Here is a 23,208-nt window from a genome sequence, read left to right on the forward strand (position 1 = left end):
ATGCTAATCACTACATCAATACGGAGAATTTATCTTAATTCCCCAATTCTTTTATCTTGCTACGCGTACGTTGAAAGCGTTAACACCTTTTTGGCCATTTTCTACTTCAAATGTTACGCTGTCATTTTCACGGATATCATCCATTAAACCAGTTGAATGTACAAATACATCTTGACCACCATTTGTTGGTGTAATAAAACCGAAACCTTTGGTAACGTTAAAGAATTTTACTGTTCCTTCTTGCATTATATTATTGTTTTTATTAAAAATTATTTCATTATAGACCTATGTTTATGTCATCGTATGACACATACAAGTTAATCGATCTGCTAGCAAGAAAAGGATATGTATTTTTGAAGGTTGATAGAAGTCAAGCTCTAAGAGTACTGCGCACTTTTTATGAATAACAAAAATTGGCAGTTGCAAAAAGCGATAAGTAACACGTTGTGGTTTATTTACCTGTTTGGTGTTTGATAATCGCAAGGCAGAGCCTGATTCTAAAACAAATGTAAGTATTATATATTGAAAATCAAAATATATTAATTTTTATCCGCAATAAACTGATTATTGCATCTGTATGCCTTCCATGGCATTTTGACTTTTATTTTTCTTAAATATATTCATATCCATTTTTCCAAAGCGGTATGACAAGTTTAATTTAACGAGCTGCGGATTGGAAAGACGATAATAGGTCTGTGAAAATCCCTCACCAGAAGAAACGATAGTATTGCCTCGACTTCTGAAAATATCGTTTACAGCCAGAGTAACAGATGCTGCTTGGTTTTTCAAGAAACTTTTCTTGATGGCAAGATCAACCCCATAAAATGGTTTTATATATCCTTGTGACGAGCTTTGAGCTTGATTCATCGGCGGACCGAAACTTTGATTTTGTGTAACAGGCATATTTGTTTTGCCTTGATACTCAAAAGCTAATTGAAAGTTCCAATTATTTTTAATATTGAATGTATTGTTTAATTTTCCAAATACTGTCCACATCGCATCAGTTTTTACACGTTCATCTACCTCGATTTTAGAATTATAGAAATTTACATCTGCTGTGAGATCCCACCACTTTTTCAGATTATTAGTGTAAGTAAACTCTGCACCATAGTTTCTGCTGGCATTAGCATTGATATAGGTATTGATAAAATCCATTTTATCTGTGATCGGATTGAGTTCTTGTGTCAGATACCGCGTAATTAAATTATTGGTTTTTTTGTAATATACAGAAGCCAAAAAAGTGCCTTTGCCATGTGTTCTACTATAAGAAATTTCACCCGATGTCGTAAACTCTGGTACAAGGTCCGCATTACCTCTTGTGATATTTAAACTATCGGTATAATCTATAAAAGGAATAATTTGAAAAAAATTGGGACGGTTAACACGGCGGGTTACACTCATTTGAACCTGATCTTTCTCGGATATTTTTTTACTCAAGAATAAGGATGGAAATAGGCTAAGTGGATAGCGATTGTGAAATTTTTCATTGGTATTCAAAAGCTCTCCATCGTAAGTAGAACTTTCGCCACGAAGACCAACTTTGTATGATACCCAATCTTTTAAATTTCCACCAAGAGAAGCGTATACTGCATATACGGTGTTTTTATTATCATAATTGGTAGATGCTGATGTGATATTTTCAAAATCTTCTTCACCTATAGCTTTTAGTGAATTGTCATTGATATTTGTTAAATTATTGATCTGTGCACGCAATCCTGTTTCGAGTTTCATACCATTTTTGAATGGTTTAACGTAATCAGCTTGGATCGTCATAAACTGATTATCACCTGAACCATTATTTTTTTGTATCTGCGTACCTGTAATCTGGTTCATACTATTAAGGTAGTTGGTTGTGTAAAGGCCATTGGATGTATTACTCCCTCCAAAATAGTTAAAGTCAACTGTCAATTCTTCACCTTCTGTTTTGAATTTTTGAACTAGACCAGCTTGTAGACCTCTAGGTTTAAAGCTGCGCTCTGATTCAGAAATTCTATTGCTTAGTGAAGTGTTGCTTGCTGATTGTGTTGAGATCAACGTGCTTTCATTAGGACGAAATTTTCCCTCGACAAATATTCCTGCAATTGAAAATGTAGTCTTTGGACTAAAATCATAATCCAGACCCAGTCTTCCAAAAGTGATCATCCCTTTTGTTTTTCCTTCTATATCTTGGTCTACAACTGAATTTTCGTTGTTGATATTACTCAGTCGATGACTATCTCCCTCGGTATTGGTTCGCATACGCATATTCATACCTGTTAATGAAATATTTAATTTGTCCTGACGTGCATTGAGACTTCCCATAAAATTGGTTCCGCCAAAGCGGTCACCTCCAAGGGTCACCATACCATTGTAACCTGTTTTTTTATTTTTCTTAAGAATGATATTTAAAATACCTGCCATACTCCCTGAAGCATCGTACTTAGCAGATGGATTGGTAATGATCTCTATTTTTTCGATAACGTCGGCTGGTATTTGATCTGGCGAAAGTGTTGTCGGTTTACCATCTACGAAAATTGTTGGAGCAGCATTTCTGAGTTTGACATTGCCGTCAATATCAACTTGAACAGATGGCATATTGCGAAGTACATCAATGGCTGTTCCACCGGCTGCTACGATATTTTTTTCTACATTGTACACTTTTTTGTCAATATCCATCTCCAGCAGCGCTTTACGCCCTGTCACAGTTACTTCATCAAGTTTTTGATTATCGGGTTCTAGGACGATTGACCCCATATCTTTGTTTATATTTTTGGTATTACTTCCATATTCTACTCGTATATCTTTAGCAGTATAACCGACAGAGCTAATTTTTAATTTCCATTTGTCCTTATTGGATACATCTGAAAAACTGAATGTACCATTTTCTTGAGAACTGGTACTTCGTATTAATACTTCTCTTTCCTTGCCAGACGTTTGTTCTTTTATGATCTGCAGTAGAGTGACCGAAGCCTGCGCAATTGGTTTACCTTGATTGTCTACAATTTGACCTAAAAGTTTACCTTCAGAGATGCTTATACTACTTGGGCGGTTAGTTGAAGACGTTTGGGCATCTAATGTCGAGACGGACGCAGCCATCATCAGTGCTGATATATATGTTTTCATTTTTTCTTTTTTCCATGTATGCGGACAGTTCAGGTAATGAAGTCCGATCTAAAGCAAATGTGACAAGGATTTTTAATCTACACAATCATCTGTAGACAAATCACGTAAATGTGTAGACCAATGGAGGTAGATTTAATTAAATTTAGGTCTCGAAAGCTTTATCTCAGGTGAAAGCGCTCGATATTGCTGATATATTTTTTTCCGATAGGCAATGCTATTTCGGGGAGTGTAAGCTTTGTTTGGGTAACGTGTTCAATTCGACTTTTATTGATGATGAAAGAGTTGTGGATACGTAAAAAATCAGTTTCAGGCAGTATTTTTTCCATACCCCTCAGGTTACTGCGTGTAAGAAGAGGATTTGAACGACTTACCAGGTATATTTTGACATAATCTTTTAAGCCTTCTATATAACTGATCTCATGTAAAAAGATTTTTGTTTTTTTATATTCCACATTGACTACGATGTGATCTATTTTTGGTTTATCACGTCTCAACATAATTTCCTCCACTTTCCGAATCGCTGTCGTCAATCTTCCTTTTGAGATGGGTTTGAGTAGATAATCAACCGCATTGAGCTCAAATCCCTCTACAGCATAATCATGATAAGCTGTAGTGAAAATAAATAATGGTGGGGCGGGTAGTTCACGGATAAATTCTGTACCTAATTTTTCTGGCATCTGAATATCTAAAAAAATTAGATCTACAGGTTGATCTTTTAAAAAATCAGACACATCATTAGGAGCATTGAATTTCTGTAAAATCTCTATATTGTCAAAGCTTAATAAATCATCTTCCAAGATATTTAGGGCAAATGGCTCGTCATCGATCAGTATACATTTAATCTTCATCAGTAGTCAGTTTTAGTATAACTTCAAAATACCCTTGATCATTTTTATTAATGGAAAGTTGATGCTTATTGGGGTAGAGTAATTGTAGACGACGTTGTATATTGGCTAAACCAATACCTTCGTTTACACGAGGCTGGGTGTGCTGCAAAATTTTATTGCTTGATTTAAAAGCAATTCCGCCGGGTATTTTAATAAATTGAAAGATGATGTCCGGTGTGTTTTTGCTATCCACTCCATATTTAAATGCATTTTCTACAAAATGAATAAAGAGCAAGGGTGGAATCATTCTATTTTTTAGATCGTTTTCAATTTCAAGCTGTATATTTCCTGCAACCGGAAGCCTTAGTGTTTGTAAAGCGATGAAATTTCGCATATGTTCAATTTCCTTGAAAAGTTCCACTTTTGGACCATCAACCTCATAAAGGATATAGCGCAATATTTCAGATAATTTAATGATGGTATCTTCTGAATCTGGAGATTGCTTACGGATCAGCCAACGAATATTATTTAGCGTATTGAATAGAAAATGGGGGCTGATCTGAAGTTTTAAAATGGTGAGTTCTGCTTTAGTTTTTTCCAATGCAATTTGCTTATTCAATTCTTTCTGCCTAGCCTGTTCTCCATAAAGAAAGATCATGGATGAAGTGATCATACAAAGTGAATATATAATCCCTGGACCGATTACCAGTCGTACAAATAGAATATTCTCTTTTGTAAAATGAGCTAACTCTCCATTGGGATTAAAATAAACAATTGCATAATTGAGAGCAACATATGCTAGAAAACCAAAAAGAATGATAGATACAAAGATTCTACGATGGCTAAAGAAATATTTTGGTGCAACATAGTAGCAGTGTAAATAAAAGCTAGTCGCCAAAAATAAAATATTAACGAAATGAGATATACCCGAATATGGTTTAAATTCGGCAATCTTGTCTGGTTGGTAGAGGTAAGTAATAAACGGAAGAAACAATAGTATAGTCCAGATGACAATATGCAAATAGAACTTTTTGAAGAATCTACCAATCATAACATTATTTTAAGCCAGAAAATTCTCTGATATTTCAAAAATATAAAATTATTCAACATTATTTCGAAAATTCATGATAACATTTATATTCGTATCGTATTGTAAGTGAAAAATGTTTTAAAACTCTTTCATTAAAAATTAACGCAACATGTTTACATTAGAACAGATCAATGAAGCTCATGGTAAAGTTAAAACAGGAGCGGGGTTTCCCTATTTCATAAAAGTAATTAAAGCTTTAGGCGTTATGCGCTATGAAGCTTACATAAAAGATGGACATATTGATTATTATGGTATTCATAATCATATCGTAAAGGCTGGTGAAACATACGAACCACTAGTAATTGCCAACAATGTAAAAAAAGAAAAATTTAAGACCGAATTATTAGCGCATCAACAAGGTGAAACAGATTTTTTAACTTTTATTAAAATGTGTGCTCAGGTTGGGATTGATAAGTGGGTTATTTGTATGGATAAGATGACATGTACCTATTATGATCAAGCAGGCAATGAAATTTTGGTGGAGGATATTCCTCCTATCTAAATACACTAACATGTGGTATACTCATGCTGAGTCAATTGATGAAGTCAATCTGCACCTTTAATTTCTTTATTTTACGTTATTTTTCTAAATAATTTCGTGTCGATTGTGGATCATTTTAATATAAATAGCATCATTAGGATAGAAGTGCCTTTTCTTTTTTATAATTACTGATACAGACATTCCAATCTACAATACCCGTTTGTGCATTAAATTCTGCTATTATATTTCCATTACGTTGCGCGTTGTTATATGAAGCCAAAAGGTTCCAGATTTTTCCTGATAAGCGGGGCTGTCATTTTTTATGGTTTTACTTCCTATCCAAAACATATGGCATTCGATAAAAAATCAATACGAAGCAAAAATGTGTTGTAAAGGCTGCACTTTTATTAAAGTAAAGTAAAACTATTGATTTGTTTGCATAATTCTCTTCATTATTTGTCAAATTTGTGATCAGGTTTATATTTACATCTGTTTTGTAGAGATATTACTTTTCTTGAAAATTTATCTTTATAATAATGATCTACAAGATATAGGATCTTAAAAGATCGCTTTATTTCTTATGTAAAATGTTTAGTATAATTACACGGTAAAGAAAAAATACAATATCAACAATTAAATGAGTATGATGAACTTGAATGTACCTGCAAAGACCTCAGAGTCAGTAAAAAAAATACTTCCGATCATTCTTGCGACTTCAATATTTATGCAGATGCTCGATTCAACTATCCTCAATACTTCCTTGCCAGCTATTGCCAAAGATCTGAATGAATCACCATTAAATATGCAGAATGCCATTATAAGTTATGTCCTTACTTTAGCTGTTTTTATGCCTGTAAGTGGATTTCTGTCAGATAAATTCGGTACAAAGCGTGTTTTTATTTTCTCTATCATACTCTTCAGTGCTGGTTCCTTATTTTGTTCGCTTTCTCAAAATTTGATGCAACTCGTAATCGCACGGGTGGTACAGGGTATCGGTGGTAGTTTGATGACTCCAGTAGGCAAATTGGCCCTCATCAAAACTTTCCCAAAAAAAGAATTACTTAAAGCAATGAATTTTGCGATCATTCCAGCTTTGATAGGGCCTGTATTAGGTCCTTTGGTAGGTGGGTATATGGTCGATTATCTTTCTTGGCATTGGATCTTTCTAATTAATATACCAATTGGTCTAGTAGGTCTCCTGTTGAGTCTGCGATATATGCCCGATTACAGATCAAATATCATTAATTTTGATCTAAAGGGATTTCTTATCTTTGGTGCCGCATCATTACTACTTTCGATTTCCCTAGAATTATTTGGCAATACCGCTCACCTAACACCAGTTTTACTCGTGGCATTAAGTGGATTTTTTATGCTGTATTTTTACTATCGCCATGCGGAAAAAGATGATAATCCTATTTTTCCTTTAAATTTATTTCAAGTGAGAACTTTTCGGGTCGGGATTTTAGGCAATCTAGCTACAAGATTGGGGATTAGTTCTATTCCATTACTATTGCCCATGATGATTCAGATTGCTTACGGTCAGTCTGCAGTGACATCAGGTTGGATCGTGGCTCCAATGGCGTTAACAGCTATCTTTGGTAAATCTGTAGTAATTGGGAGCTTAAATAAGTTCGGGTACAGAGCAACTCTGATGACCAATACATTTATTATTGGATTGCTGATCTGTTGTATGGCCATACCTGCAGTAAATTCGTCTATATATTGGTATGTACCTATTATAGCTACTCTTGGTTTTTTTAACTCTATTCAGTTTACATCGATGAATACCATTTCTATAGCCGATTTACGGCAGTACCACACCAGCAGTGGCAATTCATTAGTTTCTGTCAATCAACAATTGGCCGTTGGTTTTGGTATAGCATTTGGACTCATCGTATTGAAACTTTTTCAAGGTGATGTAAAATTGATTCATCATGAGATTCACAATGCCTTCAGATATACGTTTTTAGTAGTGGGAACTTTAACGATTTTATCGGGATTAATTTTTAGAAGATTGCATTTTAGAGATGGAGATAATATGAAGACCGAAGAGAATAAAGGCCAGTAATCAAAACGGTATTTTTGGACCATCATGACACTTTCAGTTCTATTCATGATATCTCTTAAAAATCAAACAGGAGATATCTGACTGCCTATCAGATATCTCCTGTTTAAATATCCTGTCATGAGCTTGTCCCATAAATATAGAATAGGTGATCATTTGTGCTTTGCTTGTATAACTGTAGTACTTGTTATAAAGAGTTTACATTTTATACAAAAGATCCCTCATGTTATTTTTTTCGAACAGCTTTAAAATTTCCGTTTGGCTGTTTGAATGTTAATGATACAGCTTTGTCATTGACCAGTTCAAATTGAAGGTTATATCCGGTTAATATATTAATTTTAAAAGTATGATTTCCAATAGCTGTAGTTTCATAATCCGTCTGTCCTGGAACAGAAGCGACCAGAATATTGCCCTTCAGGTATACCTTGATAAGAGTGCCTCCTAATATATATTCACCCACATACCGATCCATCACTTCTTTTGACAAATCGACTGCTTTGGGGCGGAAAGTAAAGAAAACAGATTTTCCGTCCATAGGTATTGTCAGACCTGCAATCTTTCCATCATTACCAAAGCTGAAATTGAATTTAAATTCACTATAAGCAGTATCAATTACTCCTTTTTTGTCGATATCTCTAGCCTCGAAGACATCATAATGAAAATGCTTCAGGAAAACATGTTCTTTTCCAAATTTTGAAAATAGTGAATCGCCTTTATGATAAACCTGAATTATTCCTGCAATAGGATTATCATAAAAACCGACATAACTGTCTACTTGGTGAGAGGGACTGGTATTTAAGATTTGTTCTTTTTCTGCTGTCAGGTTTTTATTTTCCTTTTTCTTAGCTGCTTCTTTTTTCTTATTCTGCTCAGCATTCCAATCTATCGGATTGATTTTTAAAATACGATCGGCAATGGTATTACTGATGATCGCTGGTACGGGTGAATTGCTTTGATTGCTCAGTACGACAATACCGAGTTTATCTGATGGAAAAAAGGATACACTTGCAGAAAAGCCATCAATATTGCCACCATGCTCTACTTTATAATGTCCACGGTAAGAGCTGATCATCCATCCTAAACCATAGCTGGCCGAATAAATATCCTTATGCTCTTTCGGTAAACCGCCCGCTATTACCATTTGTGCAGAAGCGGCTTGTTCTATGTAAGACGATGGTAAAATATCGTTACCCATATAAGATCCTCCACTAGTCCACATTTGCAACCAATGTGCCATATCATTTACACTGCTATTAATTGACCCAGCAGGCCCCATGCCCGATATATCATAATAATCCACTCTATCGATCAGGCTATCGTTTTTTAAGGTGTAAGGCAGCGAAGCATCCGAATCTTTTTGCATATCGTAGATACTGGTATTTGAACGTGTCATGGCTAATGGTATAAATAGCTTTTCTTTTATATTTTGCTCCCAAGTTTTTCCAGTTATTTTTTCAGCAATCATACCCTGAAGAAGAAACATATAATTATTGTACTGCCATTTTTCTCTAAGTCCCACATTAGGTTCCATGTACTTGATTCGTTGCATTAAGCTATCTCGATTTGGCGTATTAAAGAGATACCAAGAATAATCATATCTGGAAAGTCCCGTACGATGGGTCATCAGATCACGAACGGTTATTTTATTATTCATATCATCATTAATAAAACGCAAGTCCGGTAGATAGCTTGTTGCCTTGCCATCCAAAGATAGCTGACCGTCTTTTTCTAGTAAACCAAGTAGGGCACAAGTAAATGCTTTCGAGCTTGAGCCTATGGCAAAAAGTGTATTGGGTGTTACGGGCTTCTGTTCTTCAAAGTCCCGATAACCAAATCCCTTACTATAAATGACTTTATTTCCCTCAGTGATGGCTACAGCAAAGCCAGCAACTTTTTGATCATGTAATACTTGGTTTAATACAAGATCTAAATCTATAAGTCTTTTATCAAGCTTAACCTTTTCTTGTTGAGCAAATGTCGAAATGCTGATTAAAGAAAGGGAAAGATAGATAATCGTTCTTTTCATCATATTAAAATTTGTTTTGTTTTAATGGCCTTATTTTTTATAACAATCAAACTTATATGCCTATACATAAGAATTTTTGTTAAATCAATGATACGATATAATTATAATCTTTACAAGAAAAAAAATTATTGTATTGCAATATGGTATGGCTTGTGATTATTATTCATTTTTTATTACCTTTATTGATTGGTTTCATATGCAATGTTTGGTCATATTGCTACATATTAAAGCTCCAATAATCGAAATTATGCGAGATATAAAAGATGTCTTAAAACAGAAGCAACATGTGTTAGATGTTGGGTTTGCAGTGATTGAACAGATTTATTCAAATGAGGAAATAAATAGTATTTTGAATGCTATCCATAATGCCGATACTTCAAAACCTACATTCAGAAAAACAACAGACTTGTTCGCTATTCGTCAATTCTTAAAAGAAATTCCTGAAGTTTTGGCACTTATATTTACGGACAATCTAAAGAAAATCATTCGAGATATTATTGGCGACAATTTCTTTGTAGTAAAGAGCATTTATTTTGATAAACCTGAAAATTCAAATTGGTATGTGTCTTATCATCAAGATCTGACGATTTCGGTCGATAAGAAATTAGAAATTGAGAATTTTGGGCCTTGGACGACGAAACAAAATCAATATGCAGTACAGCCCACCATTGACCTATTAGAAAACATAATGACCATAAGAATTCATCTTGATGATACAGATGAACATAATGGAGCTTTAAAGGTTATTCCAAAATCCCACAGTAAGGGTATTTATCGCCCGGAGACAATAAATTGGGATAATGAGGTTGAAACAATTTGTTCCTTGAAGAGAGGAGGGATTATGCTGATGAAACCCTTGTTATTGCATAGCTCCAATAGAACTACCAATAATAAGAAAAGACGGGTCATACATATCGAATTTTCAAATTTAGAACTGCCGATTGACTTAAAATGGTCAGAACGTATAAATTTTAACTTCATGTAGACACGGGAGATAATCTCTTTTCCATTTTTGAAAGCGGTTTCGATTACTTATACAACTCAATATGAAATCCTCTATTTAGCATATACAGGATTGAGAGAATCCCATCCAAGTTGGAGGCTATCATGAACTGTTTAATAGATGATCTGGGAACTTTCTTTAATACTGTTCATGACGAAAATACTTTTTGTTTGTCCAATGCCCTCTATCTCAGAAAGCTGATTTACAAAAAAATCATGGAATTCATCCATATTCGGTGCTAGAATTTTTAACATAAAATCAAAGTCACCACTGATATTATAAAATTCCACTACTTCATTCAATTTGCTCACTTCTTCAATAAATTTAGATGCGGTCTTTTTGTTATGTGCATTTAAAGCGATCATACATATTACCATCATTCCTTTATCCACTTTTTTACGATCTAAAACAGCCGTATATCCTTTTATGATCCCCAATTTTTCCATACGCTTGATTCGCTCATGAGTAGGTGTTGAGCTTAGGTTAATTCGGCCAGATAGATCGCGGACACTAAGCTTAGCATCTTTTTGTAATAAACGTAGAATAGCGAGATCCTTTTCATCAAGTGTATAATTTTCCATTTGTTCTTTTATGAGGTTCAATATTAATATTTAAAGTGTAAATGTTCTTTATTTTGTTTTGATTATGATGTATTGTTCCAAATTTAATGAATAGTTTTATTATTTGTCCCAATAATTTTAATTTTGCAGGCAATTTGAATGATATGGGAACAAGGAGAAATATAATATTAATACTAGCATCGATAGGAACTTTTGTTGAAGCTTTGGACATTGCCATTATTAACTTAACTATTCCCTCCATTCAACAACAGTTTCATATTGGTGCAGATAAGGTACAGTGGTTACAGACCTTATATGTTTTATTTTTTGGAGGCTTTTTGATTATTGGAGGTAAACTATCTGATGAGATTGGGCGTAAAAAATTATTTCTTTTAGGCGGGTTGATTTTTATGTTCTCCTCATTAGGCGCAGGACTCTCTCCCAACTTTGAGGCGCTTGCCCTATTTCGTGCTTTACAGGGGCTTGGGGCCGCACTTATTATGCCAGCATCCTTGTCAATTGTCACCAATACTTTTACTGAAAATCAAGAAAGAAATCGTGCATTAGGAGTTTTTAGTTCATTTGCAGCGATAGGGTCTGGAAGTGGATTGTCGATAGGAGGGATCATCAGCACCTACCTGAGCTGGCACTGGGTTTTCCTGATTAATGTTCCCATTCTTTTCATCACGTTAATATTAGCATATCATTACCTGCCATCAGATGAAAAAAATAAAAATGTTCAGAAAACAGACGCTATTTCTGGATTATTATTGGTTTTAGGCTTATTAAGCCTGAACTATGGTACACATGAGCTTATCCATATCCATGAACATACCCTATTGGTAGTTGGGTCACTTGCATTGGCCGCATTTATATTAAGCACTGTATTTTATCGTTTAAAAACAGTGTCACAACCCCTAATCAACCTCGAGCTATTTAAATATAGATCACTGGTGGCTTCCAATCTTGCATTCTTTACTTTAGGAGCATTTTTCATAGGATTTTTATTTTTAATATCCTTGATGCTACAGAAAGATATGCATCATAGCGCAGCTTCAGCAGGTATCATGTTGGTACCTTTTAGTATCATGTCTGCACTAGTTGCTAAATTTATACTGCCCACTATTTGTCGAAAATTTTATCCTGCGCAGATGGGTATCTTAGGATGGTCTTTTATGTTAACAGGTGCCATATCTTTACTATTATCCATCTACTTTGGTCATCCGCTACAGATTGTTTTATTCGGCGCTGCATGTATTTCAGGAATTGGAATGACCATTTGTTTTACCAGTTTATCTATTTTAGGTATTCGTGATGTAGATTCCGTTCATTATGGTGTAGCTTCAAGTTTAACCAGTACGAGCTACTTTTTGGGAGCTGGAATCGGTCTTTCATTTATGACCCTAATGAGTCAGCTTTTTCCTTCAAAATTAGCCGTGGATCATTTAAGCTTAACTATTTTGGCCTGTTATGCTGTGATTGCTATGGGCATTTTGAGGTATTTGATCATTAAAGAATTAAAAGCTGAGAAAACTCAAGTTGCTATTTAAATGGAGTTACAGAAATGGAGTAAAAACTATGCCTAGCATCCTGTACAGTCTATTTTTATCAAACAAATAGAATACTGTCTTGGAGATAAGGGTATCCATTTTATCTTAAACTATGATCATGATCGTTTAAATATTTAAAAAGGAATGATTCAAGTGGAATGCCTATTGTGTTGTAAATCATATAAATAAAAAAATCCTCATTTAGAAATGAGGATTTTAAGCCGTGCTCCCAACTGGGCTCGAACCAGTGACCAAAAGATTATGAGTCTTCTACTCTAACCAACTGAGCTATAGGAGCGGTATGTAGCCTTTTTGATGGCTCTGGTGCAAAGATAATAAATTCAAATTTATTATAAAACAATAATTGATAAAAGGTTAAAATAGTAAGTATCGTATATGTTATCATTTCAATTTTAACTTTCAATCCTTCGTTTTTTATCATATCAAAATAGGGAAGGAGAGTCCAAAAATATTTTTTTCAGCGTTCTTGGATAGACCCATAGTGATATCGAAATTTTAAAGAAATTAATAAATTAAAATTCGCTTAAAGATATTGCACATTAAAATTTTTACCTTTACAAACGTAAAAATCATAAAATGGAACAAAATAAATCAATGTCGGCCACCAGATTGTTTATTCTTGCGTGGGTATTTGGACTTATATTCTATTTTTTAGATTATGTGATACGTTCTTCTCCAGCAGTTATGCTACCTCAATTAGCCGAACAGTTTAAGGTAACTCCTGTTACTCTTGTTACGATAATAGGCACTTATTATTATACCTACTCTACGGTTAGTTTACTTGCAGGTTTGGCGCTCGACAAGTTCGGAGCTAAATATTCTTTATTTATCGGAACTTTTATCTTAGGACTAGGCTGTTTACTTTTTGTACTCTCTCATTCATTTTCAGGTAATGCAGGTCGTTTATTGCAAGGTGCAGGTTGTGCATTTGCCTTTCCGGGATGTGTCTACTTAGCTTCAAAAGGATTTTCTGCAAAATCATTGGCAACAGCCATCGGCTTTACACAATGTATAGGCATGCTTGGAGGCTCTGCTGGACAGTTCATTGTTGGTCCATGGATTGAACAGGGCTTGAAGATTAATCATTTTTGGCTCATAACTGGTCTAATCACGATTGTAGTTGCTTTTGGGCTTTTACTCGTCATACCTAAAAACGCTGATCAAGTTCAACCGGTTAATCAAGATAGTTCAAAAGGGATTTTATGGCCATATAAAGTTGTTTTTTCTAATCCGCAGTCTTGGCTGTGTGGTATAATATCAGGGTTATTATTTGCGCCTACTACAATATTTGCCATGACTTGGGGTGTTGCTTTCTTTCAACAAGATAGAGATTTTAGTTTTCACACCGCAACTATAGCCAGTGCGATGATCCCCATGGGGTGGGTATTAGGCTGCCCTCTGCTGGGGTATATAACGGATCGAATTGGTGCACGTAAACCTGTATTAATGGCAGGTGCAACAATGATGATCTTAGCTATCTGCCAGGTCATTTTTATGCCAGATCTGTTATCGGCATATACCACTAATTTTATATTTGGAGTTGCTTCTGGTGCTGCCATGATCCCTTACTCGGTCATTAAAGAATCTAACCCAGATGAAGTTAAAGGTAGCGCTACAGGGGCGATCAACTTTATTACTTTTGGAGTTACCACATTGTTGAACCCCATTTTTAGTAAATTTTTTGGACAAACTTTATCTCAAGAAGCTGATAAATCTACACATTTTCAACTGACAGGATTATTTTGGATTGCCGGTATAGGACTTGCCATTATTTTAATGTTCTTTTTAAAAGAAACAGGACAAAAAAAGGTAAATAAATCGATTTCATAAGATCGATCCACTTTTCATAATGAAGTTATAGCGTTATCCATTCATCTGTATTTTTAAAGATTTTAAATGGCTAGTTTTTAGTTATTTAAATTGAATAGGGGTAATAAGCTCCTTTGATAGATGTTCTATTCTATTTTTTTTATGATGTTTTCTAAATGGTCAACCACTAGGTTAATTATGATTTTGTTGCCCGGATAAAATCTTTCCATCTCCGCTTGAAGGTCTTTGTAGGATTGCAATGCCTGATCGTCATTTGCCGTTCCAGCAACAACCGAAATAGAAATCACATAGGTACTATTTATTTTTTCAGCATACACATACTTCGTTACTTCCTCATCAAAGAAAGTTGTTTGGGTCAGGATGTCTGCCAGTTTATCAACATCATGATTAGTCAGGTTTTCACTGTCAAAAACAATTTCATGTTTCATAACACCATAGGTATTAACTGTTTCAGTTGTTCCTGACCGATCCGTAACAAATATGACAGAAAATAGTATGATCAAGGTGACTATAAGACCAATTATTCCAACGCAAATTATACGTCCCCAACTGAAAACCTCTCCACCTGTCGCGATATAGTTTTCAATATTTTTACGCTGAAAATAGTTTAGTAAACCAGCAGCAATAGTGGTATAAATGATAGGAATTATTTGATTTGGAATTTTGATATGTTCTGGAATTAAGAATATACCACCACAAATTATAATGGTCGTAAATGGTCGTAAGAATGGCGTAAATCCAAGTTTTTTTAGCTTTACCGTATTCTCCAAACACTTTAAAATTTTCTGCGATAAAGTAACCTGCAACTAAGGGACCACCTAAAAATGTTCCAACCCAAATTGCTTTATCTTTATAAATTTTTTTACTTCCATTCTGGATTTCAAGTGTTTGTTCCATATTATTGATTAAAGGTGCATTCACACGCTGTTTTTGGTATTAAATGTAATATTTTCACCTTAAGTATACAAATTCACCTTCACATTTCCTCCGTTCACCGAGTTTTTCCTTGCGTTAGTCTAAATGTTATGGTTATCGGTTTATTTTTATCCTACTTTTAAATCAACAAATAGGGCAGCGGCTTCGGAGTTTCAGTTGTTGGATTTTGAGCATAGCTGGAAATGCTTATGATAACTTCATCAAAGATGAATAGCAAAATGTTATGTTTTAATTATCAACCTAAATTTAGAAGATCATGAAGATTATAAAACCTCTCCATATTACATTTATTTTCGCCATGTTGGTGACAACTGTTTTTGCACAGACCAGCAAGGAGCTGCAAGAAGAGATTACAAAAGTAGAATCCGGCCTAATACCACCAGTGCGGTTTGAGGGCGAATCTTCATGGGATATCGTTTCTCGGATGAAGTTTTATGATGTTCCCGGTGTAAGTATAGCTGTTATCAAAAATTCCAAAGTCATCTGGAGTAAAACATACGGATACGCCGATCTTGAATCTAAGACCGCAGTGAGCGCTAATACCTTGTTTCAAGTAGCTTCGATGAGCAAACCAGTAAGCGCTTATGCTGCTTTAAAGGAAGTAGAACTTGGTAGGCTAGATCCTGAAATGGATGTGAACACATATTTGATATCTTGGAAAGTTCCCGATAATGAATGGACAAAAACGAAAAAAGTCACGCTTAAAAATATGCTGAGCCATACTGCTGGATTCACTGTAAGCGGATTTCCCGGTTATACAATAAAAGATCCAATTCCCACAGCAGTTCAAGTATTGAATGGCGAAAAACCCTCTAATACGCCTATGGTTTTTGTTGATAAAATTCCTGGTGCTAATTTTCGATATTCAGGAGGTGGATATACCGTGATGCAGCAAATGCTTGTGGATATTGAACAGAAGGACTTTACAACCATAATGCGTGAAAAAGTGCTCTTACCTCTTCATATGAAAAACAGTACTTTTGCACAACCACTTCCACCATCTATTGCTCAGTTTGCAGCAACAGCCTACAGCGCAGACGGAAAACGAGTGGAAGGTAGATATCATATCTATCCGGAGCAGGCTGCTGCAGGTTTGTGGTCTACTGCAGAAGATTATGCCAAATTTGTCATTGATATTCAAAATACATTGAGCGGCAAAAGTAATGTCATTATTTCCAAAAAGACGGCTGAACAATTTACTAGTCCTTTCATAGAATCATTTATAGGCTTAGGTATTTTTCTTGAAAATTATGACGGCGAGATGTATGTCTCCCATGGTGGCTGGAATGAAGGGTTCAGTAGCAGTTTTATTGGTAGTAAAACAAGTGGTGACGGAGTGGTAGTGCTTACGAATACCAACAAGCCTCTGTTTATCAATGAACTCGTCCGTTCCGTTGCTTTAACATACAGTTGGCCTAATTATATGGCACCTGCTCATAAAATTTTACCTTTAACCCAACAAGATCTAAATTCCTATTTAGGAAGATACAAGTATGATCAGTATGGGTTTATCAAAGTATATAAAGAAAATGGTAAACTGATGGCTGTTCAGAACTTAAATGATCCTACAGAACTGATTAAAGTTGGAGAAAATACATTCGCTATGCGAGACTGGAATTTTAAGGTGAGTTTTGTACAAGATACCATCTCAGGAAAGAAAGAACTCATACAGACGTTGGCTGATCAAACTATCCGGTCTAAAAATCCAAAATTAGTTAAAGATGAAATTGTACCCCTGGAATTAATTTTAGAAGGTCATTTTGAAAAGGGTTTACAAGCTTATCAAAAAGCAAAAAAAGAGGATAGTGATCATGAACAACTTTCAGAAGGGTTTCTGAATACGATGGGATATGTACTGCTCCATCGGAATAAGACTGATCAAGCTATTGATCTTTTTAGAGTCAATACACACTTATATCCCAATAGTGAAAATGCATATGACAGCTTGGGAGAAGCTTATTTAAAAGCCGGTAATAAAAATAAAGCAAAGCAGAGTTATCAACAGTTAATTAAAATCAATCCTAAAAACGAACGTGCTATTCAGGTTTTACAAACGCTATAATAAAAAAACACAAAAAATATAGCAACTCATGTGATGACTCTCAGTGAAGAAATAAAAAAGATATATGGATGTACCATTCATGGACATTTTTTGGACTTGAAAAACCTTTTGTAAGACACTGTGCAGTCGCTATTCGATACTATTGATAAATAAAAGTTTCGCGATATTTTATCCATGATTTTTTGAATAAGCAAAAAGTAAGAATTTATTCATCAGCTCGCTACTGTATAGGACTACTGCCTTACGATAACGAGTAAACAAGTCTCTACAAATTCAAAAAAAATAGAAATATGAGAAACAGATGCCAAGAATCATTGTTTATCATAATATGATACTAAACTCGTCTAAGATTCCCTTACGTTATATGTTTAACAAAGTAAAAAAGGAAATCACTTTGGTCGCCATTATTGGCTTAATTTTTAATGCCTTTACTTATGTATTGGAAGATAGGCTTCCCGATATGCCATTGGGGGTTCCTGCATTTTTAGGAACAGCGATATCGGTTTTATTATCTTTCAAAATGAGTCAATCCTATGAACGATGGTGGGAAGCCCGAAAGATATGGGGCGCTATTGTCAACGATTCTCGGTCACTTGTCATCCAGTTACAGGGCTATCTTGATGCCGAATATGCAAGCGTTATAAAGGAAATAGCATACAAGCAGATTGCTTGGTGTTATGCATTAGGGGATTCTCTTCGCGGTCTCAATCCTCTTGCTAGACCATTGGAACTGACACAGGATGAAATCGATTTACTTCAACACCATAAAAACGTGCCATTGGCAATCACCCAATTACAGGCACTCACGATCAAGAAATTATCAGAGAAGCAAGCTATGCACGAGTTTTACCGTGTTCAGTTGGATCAGACCTTAGTGCGTCTGGTAGATGCTATGGGTAGGGCCGAACGTATCAACACCACTGTGTTCCCAGTTACATACCGGCTTTTCCTGCACGGAGCGATATATCTTTTTTTAATCACTTTATCGATAGCCATACAGGATGTAAGTCCGATTTTCGAGATTCCACTATTAGTTCTTATCGCAGCCTTGTTTTTCCTTGCTGATAAGACAGCATATAATCTTCAGGATCCCTTTCGTAATCGACAAAGTGACACACCAGTAACCGCCATAGCCCGGAACATCGAGATCAATATTAAGCAATTGCTTGGAGAAGAAGATATTCCAGAGCCATTGAAACCAAAGACATTTTTTATTCTCTAGTTTTTTTTGTAGAAAAGCAGTTTATTATCAGTATATTAAAGAAAGGGTTAGGAATTACAATTGTTTAGTTGAAGGTCAGTTTAATCAGTGAAAAAGATATCTTTCAATCCTACATGATCATAAATCTGAGCAACTCCCATTATATAAAGATAAGTAATGGGAGTTGTTATTTCATTTATTGTATTGATTTATAATTTAACTTTTATCTGATAAATTCTAGTTTCCTCTTCCCAGGGATGGTATCCCTGACCAATATAGTCAAATCCTAATTTTTCATAGTATCCGATATGGTCCGTGCAGAGATTTAAATAGGTAAAACCAAAATTTCTTGTATCTGTTTTTGCTCGATCAATGATTAGGTTGCCATAATTGTGGCCCCTATATTTTTCATCAATAAATAGTGCGCAAAGCCATGGATATAAATCCATTCGGCTAATGAAATCGTTTGTAATCAATCCTGCACAACCGATTATTTCATTTTCTTTCTCTAACAAATACCATTGAGGTAATGGTTGTTCTGCGTCTATACAATTTGTTATGCAATCTTCATAAATAATTGGTAATACTTCAGACCAACTGTTTTGTAAGTATTGTATGGCTTTCTCCTTATATTCTGGATTTTCTCTAACAGAAATTACGTTCATTTGTTTGATTTTTATGATAAACAAAGAGTAGCATAGCTATCCTTTAATATGCTCTATTGATGTTGTTCGTTCGATAATTTTACGAGGATACTATTTATATTGTAGGATTACAACAGATATCGATTCTATTACCGAATTTAATATTTCTTGTTTTAAATTTCCGCTTAAACTAAATCTTAATTTTAGCCAGAAGATCATTATATATGATGAAGTTTCCTTTATCAAAGCTAACGACTATAACCTTAGTGATTTTATCGTTGTTTTTAAGATAGATTATGGTCATACATAAAAAGCGCCATTTTTAACTAGCGCTTTTTATGTAAAATTATTTGATCTCGATGTAATCTTCGGATTGAATGACCCCTTCATTAATGTTAATTGTAACCCGGCCTTTAGTTTGCATAAAGTTGGAGGGGGCCAAAAATTGAAAACTATCATTTGTCCGATTCACGACTTGTACATACTGTCCACCTAGAAAAACCTGTTCTGCATGCATAATTCCTTTCCCTTTGACTGTGATGAGGTCTCCTGGATAGGCATACAGCGGACTTACACTACTGATGGTACTTTTTTCAATGTTGAATGATAGGTTACCTTCTCCAAATATTTGATCATTCGTCCCGTAATAATACACCTTTATGAGCGCTTTACCCTCTTTTTGATCCGGTATTTTAAAGGTCATCGTACCATTATTTAACTTTTTGTCATAAATAGCATGGTCATTGAGGTTTACACCATATTCTATGCCGTCTATGAATGTACCGCTTACTTTTATCTGATCACCGATGTAGGCTGTTTTAGTATCGACCTGAGATAGCGTAAGTTTACGGACTTCAATTTTATTGTTACTCGTTATTTTATCGTAGTACGGACTATTGATGCTAATAGGGTAGGAGCCATTACTAATATCAGGAATCTGTAGTTGTATGGATTCATCGTAATTAAGCTGGCCTTGATCTGCTGCTAGCTCGCCAAACTGTACCGTAAACCGGCTGTTATAGAGGAACTGGTTGAATTTCATACCACTTACTTGTACAGAAGTTTTTGGATGAACGACAGATCTATTGAAGATCATGTCTGCACCGTTGGGCAAAATTAGTTGCACTGCAGTTGGGAAAATTACCTCATTTATACCGTTATGATAACCGATTTTAAATGTATTACCCTTTAATCCTGCGATATCAAATAGATTAAATGGATTTTGATATTTAACTTTTATTCCATTTACAATCAAAAATAGGTCCGTTGTCTCTTGATATCGATCGGGTAGATTTTGGCCAGTTAATGTAATAGGCGTATTTAAATACATATTGCTTACGATTAAAGGATCGATCGTAGCTACGACCTTCACGCGAGGAAGAGCATAGCTTTCATAGTCCGGATATCCGTTGTTAGAACCTGCGCTTGAGATGTTCTGTAAAAAGAATTCGAGTGTCGAACCATGTGTTGCGGTGGTTTTGGGAATCACGTATGTTAGTTTCTTTTTATCTGAACTAATTTCATAGGGAATAATCGTTTGGTAGTATGAATTTCGGATAAGATAAGATTCGTTTACGCCTTCAAAATTTCCATTGATGGTTATTTTATCACCTGTCCGAACAGATTTGATCTCAGCAGGTTCAACAGAAATATTGTTCCAGCGTATCATAACTGCTGTCGATCGATAAAAGCCTTTATCAGTCTGTATATAGAAACCTACAGCATAGCGATCTGCACTTTTTAATCCACCTTTAGGAGTAAAAGAATAGCTCAGGGTACCTATTTTGACATCTTTGCCCAAGGCAATTTGCTCCTCCTTACCACTATTACCACTTTCAACTCTAGAGATCAGCACGCCATATTCAAGAATATTTTCTTGATTAAGGGATACTAGACGAGTGGATACCGTTGCACCAGATTGGGATATTTCCTCTATTTTAGAAAATTCAAATGCGATGGGTTTGGACTCGATTATGGGTACTAATTTTTCTTCGGTCTTTTTACAGGCAACGCAAGTCAGCGCTGTCATAAATAGCATATATAGGATTTGTTTCATTTTATTTATAGAGTTGTGCTGAGCAATTAATGGATTTCAAAATAATTTGTTGATGATATGAGTCTACCATTGTTTACAATGGATAACCTCACTTTTCCTTTGGAAATACTAAGAGGGATCTGAAACATGATCTCATCGTCACTATAACTAATCGGAATAATTGGAATATCTCCAATAAAGATTTGATCGGCGTATTTGATAGCTTTTCCTTTCATTGTAATAATCTCACCTGCAGTTCCTTTTTCAGGTGAAAAAGAATCAAATGTAGGTGCTAAGACCGTTATTTTAATGGGTCGCTTGGAAAATACAGTTGACCATTATACTGTTTATATCCAATTTTCCAGCTGGTTTGGCCCATTGCTATGTTGGGTATTTGAAAGGTCAGCTTATCCTTTTCTGCACGAAACTCATTTTCATAATCAGAATTTTCTAACTTTATTGTATATGGATAGCCTGCTATAAAATTACCGCTGATTGAAATCATATCGCCAATATAGTGTTCACTATTTTTTTTCGCAGACCATTGGAAGGGCTTGACCTGTATCATCTTATTAGAAGCTATATTCCCGATGGCATGGTTTAGTTGGAGTGTGTAGTTAGCTTCAGGAATATTATCGAGGTAATATTCTTCGTAATCATGCACACTTCGTTTCAGCATATAGTGCTTACTACTATTTGTTAAGGAAAGCGTCGGAACTTCTTGATTATAATAAAATTTATTGAAATCATCAAATTGCAACCTGACCACCGTGTTTGGATGTGCTTCTTTTGCCGTTAGATGAAATAGATCTCCTGTAGCTCGAGCGATCGTGATCACCCCAGGAAACATCACCGAGTCCCGACCGTTTAAATAGCCGATACGTAAAGTGTTTCCCTTTAAATTTTTTAAGTTGCTTAAACTTATTTCTCGTTGATATGGAATTGTTTGGTCTCCAATGATAACGCGTAGGCTATTGTTATAATTATTTATTTGGTAAGAATTTACTCCTTCAAGATTAATGCTTTCATTGAGGTAATAGGTACGCATACTTGGAGCTTTAAGATGACCAAGCGTGCGGATATCGACAAGTGCATGACTGTAAAATGTTGTAGACTCGTATCGGTTTAATATAGCACTAACATTTGCGTTATGTGTCCCCAATGTGGCAGGCATAACAAAAGATAGCTCTGTCTTTTCTTTGTTCAGCACGATTGGTATCTGGTAGGCTTTCAGTTCCTTAATATCCACACTGTATCTTTCATCAACTTTTGAAAAATCACCTTGGATACGCACGGTGTCACCCGCAGCTTGAAGGAGCGTGCCCATAGCGTTGATCTTGATACCGTCAATCGTTTGATAATACACAACAGATTTGGCGTAGGACCTGTCTGTTTTAATGTAGAAATAATAACTGAACTGTTTTCCCAATTCAGGTTTATTTTTCGGTTTGTAGCTGTATTGAAAAGGGCCTATCTTCGGCACCATACCCATATCGATGGTGATTTCTTCATCTGGTGCATCCAGTCCACGAATGATAAGACCAAACTCCTGAATGTTTTCGTCGTTCAGTTTTTGAATCACACCATGGAAGATAAATTGTTCTGCACTGATTTCGCCCATAGGAGAGTTAGCAATCATGATGGGGCTGATATCGACATAGGTGGTTTTGTATTCTTTTGTACAGCTCGATAGGATGGGGTGTAGGGTAGTCATGAGAATAAAAGCTCCCCATAGGCTGTATCTTTGTGTTATATATAGCATTTTCATGTTCTTT

19 protein-coding genes and 1 tRNA gene are annotated in these 23,208 nt (G+C 35.2%); 7 read left to right on the top strand and 13 right to left on the bottom strand.

Annotated features, from left to right (window positions below):
- Positions 1-51: 51 nt before the first annotated feature.
- From B3P23_RS06390 to B3P23_RS06405, 4 genes are all read right to left on the bottom strand, one after another.
- Entirely contained in the window at positions 52-246 is a 195-nt protein-coding gene (locus B3P23_RS06390; protein WP_045753501.1) for a cold-shock protein, read from the bottom strand.
- A gap of 318 nt (positions 247-564) precedes the next feature.
- Complete coding sequence (locus B3P23_RS06395) at positions 565-3,102, bottom strand: TonB-dependent receptor domain-containing protein (RefSeq protein ID WP_293925127.1); 2,538 nt, start codon at positions 3,100-3,102, stop codon at positions 565-567.
- A gap of 158 nt (positions 3,103-3,260) precedes the next feature.
- Positions 3,261-3,950 (bottom strand): LytR/AlgR family response regulator transcription factor, encoded by a 690-nt coding sequence (locus B3P23_RS06400; protein WP_248753401.1) that lies wholly within the window; start codon positions 3,948-3,950, stop codon positions 3,261-3,263.
- Entirely contained in the window at positions 3,940-4,980 is a 1,041-nt protein-coding gene (locus B3P23_RS06405) for a sensor histidine kinase (protein ID WP_248753402.1), read from the bottom strand. The genes B3P23_RS06400 and B3P23_RS06405 overlap by 11 nt, the downstream gene beginning before the upstream one ends.
- Before the next feature lie 148 nt (positions 4,981-5,128).
- Between B3P23_RS06405 and B3P23_RS06410 the strand changes: the two genes are divergently transcribed.
- Complete coding sequence (locus B3P23_RS06410; RefSeq protein WP_293925128.1) at positions 5,129-5,521, top strand: DUF1398 domain-containing protein; 393 nt, start codon at positions 5,129-5,131, stop codon at positions 5,519-5,521.
- 133 nt (positions 5,522-5,654) lie between these two features.
- On the opposite strand, the gene B3P23_RS06415 is transcribed toward B3P23_RS06410, so the two are convergent.
- A complete protein-coding gene (locus B3P23_RS06415) occupies positions 5,655-5,780 on the bottom strand; it encodes a hypothetical protein (protein ID WP_293925129.1) in 126 nt (41 codons plus the stop codon).
- 363 nt (positions 5,781-6,143) lie between these two features.
- Here B3P23_RS06415 and B3P23_RS06420 point away from each other — a divergent pair, with 363 nt between their 5' ends.
- A complete protein-coding gene (locus B3P23_RS06420) occupies positions 6,144-7,568 on the top strand; it encodes an MFS transporter (protein WP_293925130.1) in 1,425 nt (474 codons plus the stop codon).
- 223 nt (positions 7,569-7,791) lie between these two features.
- Here the strand turns inward: B3P23_RS06420 and B3P23_RS06425 are convergent, their stop codons facing one another.
- Complete coding sequence (locus tag B3P23_RS06425; RefSeq protein WP_248753405.1) at positions 7,792-9,594, bottom strand: serine hydrolase; 1,803 nt, start codon at positions 9,592-9,594, stop codon at positions 7,792-7,794.
- Positions 9,595-9,838: 244 nt separating this feature from the next.
- Here B3P23_RS06425 and B3P23_RS06430 point away from each other — a divergent pair, with 244 nt between their 5' ends.
- Positions 9,839-10,576, top strand: coding sequence for a phytanoyl-CoA dioxygenase family protein (locus B3P23_RS06430; RefSeq protein ID WP_293925131.1), 738 nt, complete (start codon positions 9,839-9,841; stop codon positions 10,574-10,576).
- A 131-nt stretch (positions 10,577-10,707) separates the two neighbouring features.
- Here B3P23_RS06430 and B3P23_RS06435 read toward each other — a convergent pair whose 3' ends face one another.
- Positions 10,708-11,175 (bottom strand): Lrp/AsnC family transcriptional regulator, encoded by a 468-nt coding sequence (locus B3P23_RS06435; protein WP_094773410.1) that lies wholly within the window; start codon positions 11,173-11,175, stop codon positions 10,708-10,710.
- A gap of 86 nt (positions 11,176-11,261) precedes the next feature.
- On the opposite strand from B3P23_RS06435, the gene B3P23_RS06440 reads away from it, so the two are divergent.
- Entirely contained in the window at positions 11,262-12,704 is a 1,443-nt protein-coding gene (locus tag B3P23_RS06440; protein WP_293925132.1) for an MFS transporter, read from the top strand.
- 224 nt (positions 12,705-12,928) lie between these two features.
- Here the strand turns inward: B3P23_RS06440 and B3P23_RS06445 are convergent.
- Positions 12,929-13,002 (bottom strand) — tRNA-Ile (locus B3P23_RS06445).
- 299 nt (positions 13,003-13,301) lie between these two features.
- Between B3P23_RS06445 and B3P23_RS06450 the strand changes: the two genes are divergently transcribed.
- Complete coding sequence (locus tag B3P23_RS06450; protein ID WP_293925133.1) at positions 13,302-14,555, top strand: MFS transporter; 1,254 nt, start codon at positions 13,302-13,304, stop codon at positions 14,553-14,555.
- A 125-nt stretch (positions 14,556-14,680) separates the two neighbouring features.
- Here B3P23_RS06450 and B3P23_RS06455 read toward each other — a convergent pair whose 3' ends face one another.
- Positions 14,681-15,325: a hypothetical protein gene (locus tag B3P23_RS06455; RefSeq protein ID WP_293925134.1), complete on the bottom strand. Its 645-nt coding sequence runs from the start codon at positions 15,323-15,325 to the stop codon at positions 14,681-14,683.
- A 422-nt stretch (positions 15,326-15,747) separates the two neighbouring features.
- Here B3P23_RS06455 and B3P23_RS06460 point away from each other — a divergent pair, with 422 nt between their 5' ends.
- Positions 15,748-17,553: a beta-lactamase family protein gene (locus B3P23_RS06460; protein WP_293925135.1), complete on the top strand. Its 1,806-nt coding sequence runs from the start codon at positions 15,748-15,750 to the stop codon at positions 17,551-17,553.
- 364 nt (positions 17,554-17,917) lie between these two features.
- A complete protein-coding gene (locus B3P23_RS06465; protein WP_248753410.1) occupies positions 17,918-18,775 on the top strand; it encodes a bestrophin family protein in 858 nt (285 codons plus the stop codon).
- Positions 18,776-18,963: 188 nt separating this feature from the next.
- Here B3P23_RS06465 and B3P23_RS06470 read toward each other — a convergent pair whose 3' ends face one another.
- From B3P23_RS06470 to B3P23_RS06485, 4 genes are all read right to left on the bottom strand, one after another.
- Positions 18,964-19,419 (bottom strand): GNAT family N-acetyltransferase, encoded by a 456-nt coding sequence (locus tag B3P23_RS06470; protein WP_094773407.1) that lies wholly within the window; start codon positions 19,417-19,419, stop codon positions 18,964-18,966.
- A 325-nt stretch (positions 19,420-19,744) separates the two neighbouring features.
- Positions 19,745-21,454, bottom strand: coding sequence for an IPT/TIG domain-containing protein (locus B3P23_RS06475; RefSeq protein ID WP_293925136.1), 1,710 nt, complete (start codon positions 21,452-21,454; stop codon positions 19,745-19,747).
- 26 nt (positions 21,455-21,480) lie between these two features.
- Positions 21,481-21,744, bottom strand: coding sequence for an IPT/TIG domain-containing protein (locus B3P23_RS06480; protein WP_349681556.1), 264 nt, complete (start codon positions 21,742-21,744; stop codon positions 21,481-21,483).
- Positions 21,735-23,195: a hypothetical protein gene (locus B3P23_RS06485; RefSeq protein WP_293925137.1), complete on the bottom strand. Its 1,461-nt coding sequence runs from the start codon at positions 23,193-23,195 to the stop codon at positions 21,735-21,737. The genes B3P23_RS06480 and B3P23_RS06485 overlap by 10 nt, the downstream gene beginning before the upstream one ends.
- Positions 23,196-23,208: the final 13 nt, after the last annotated feature.

The organism is Sphingobacterium sp. UBA6320 (assembly GCF_002440335.1).
Lineage (GTDB): Bacteria > Bacteroidota > Bacteroidia > Sphingobacteriales > Sphingobacteriaceae > Sphingobacterium.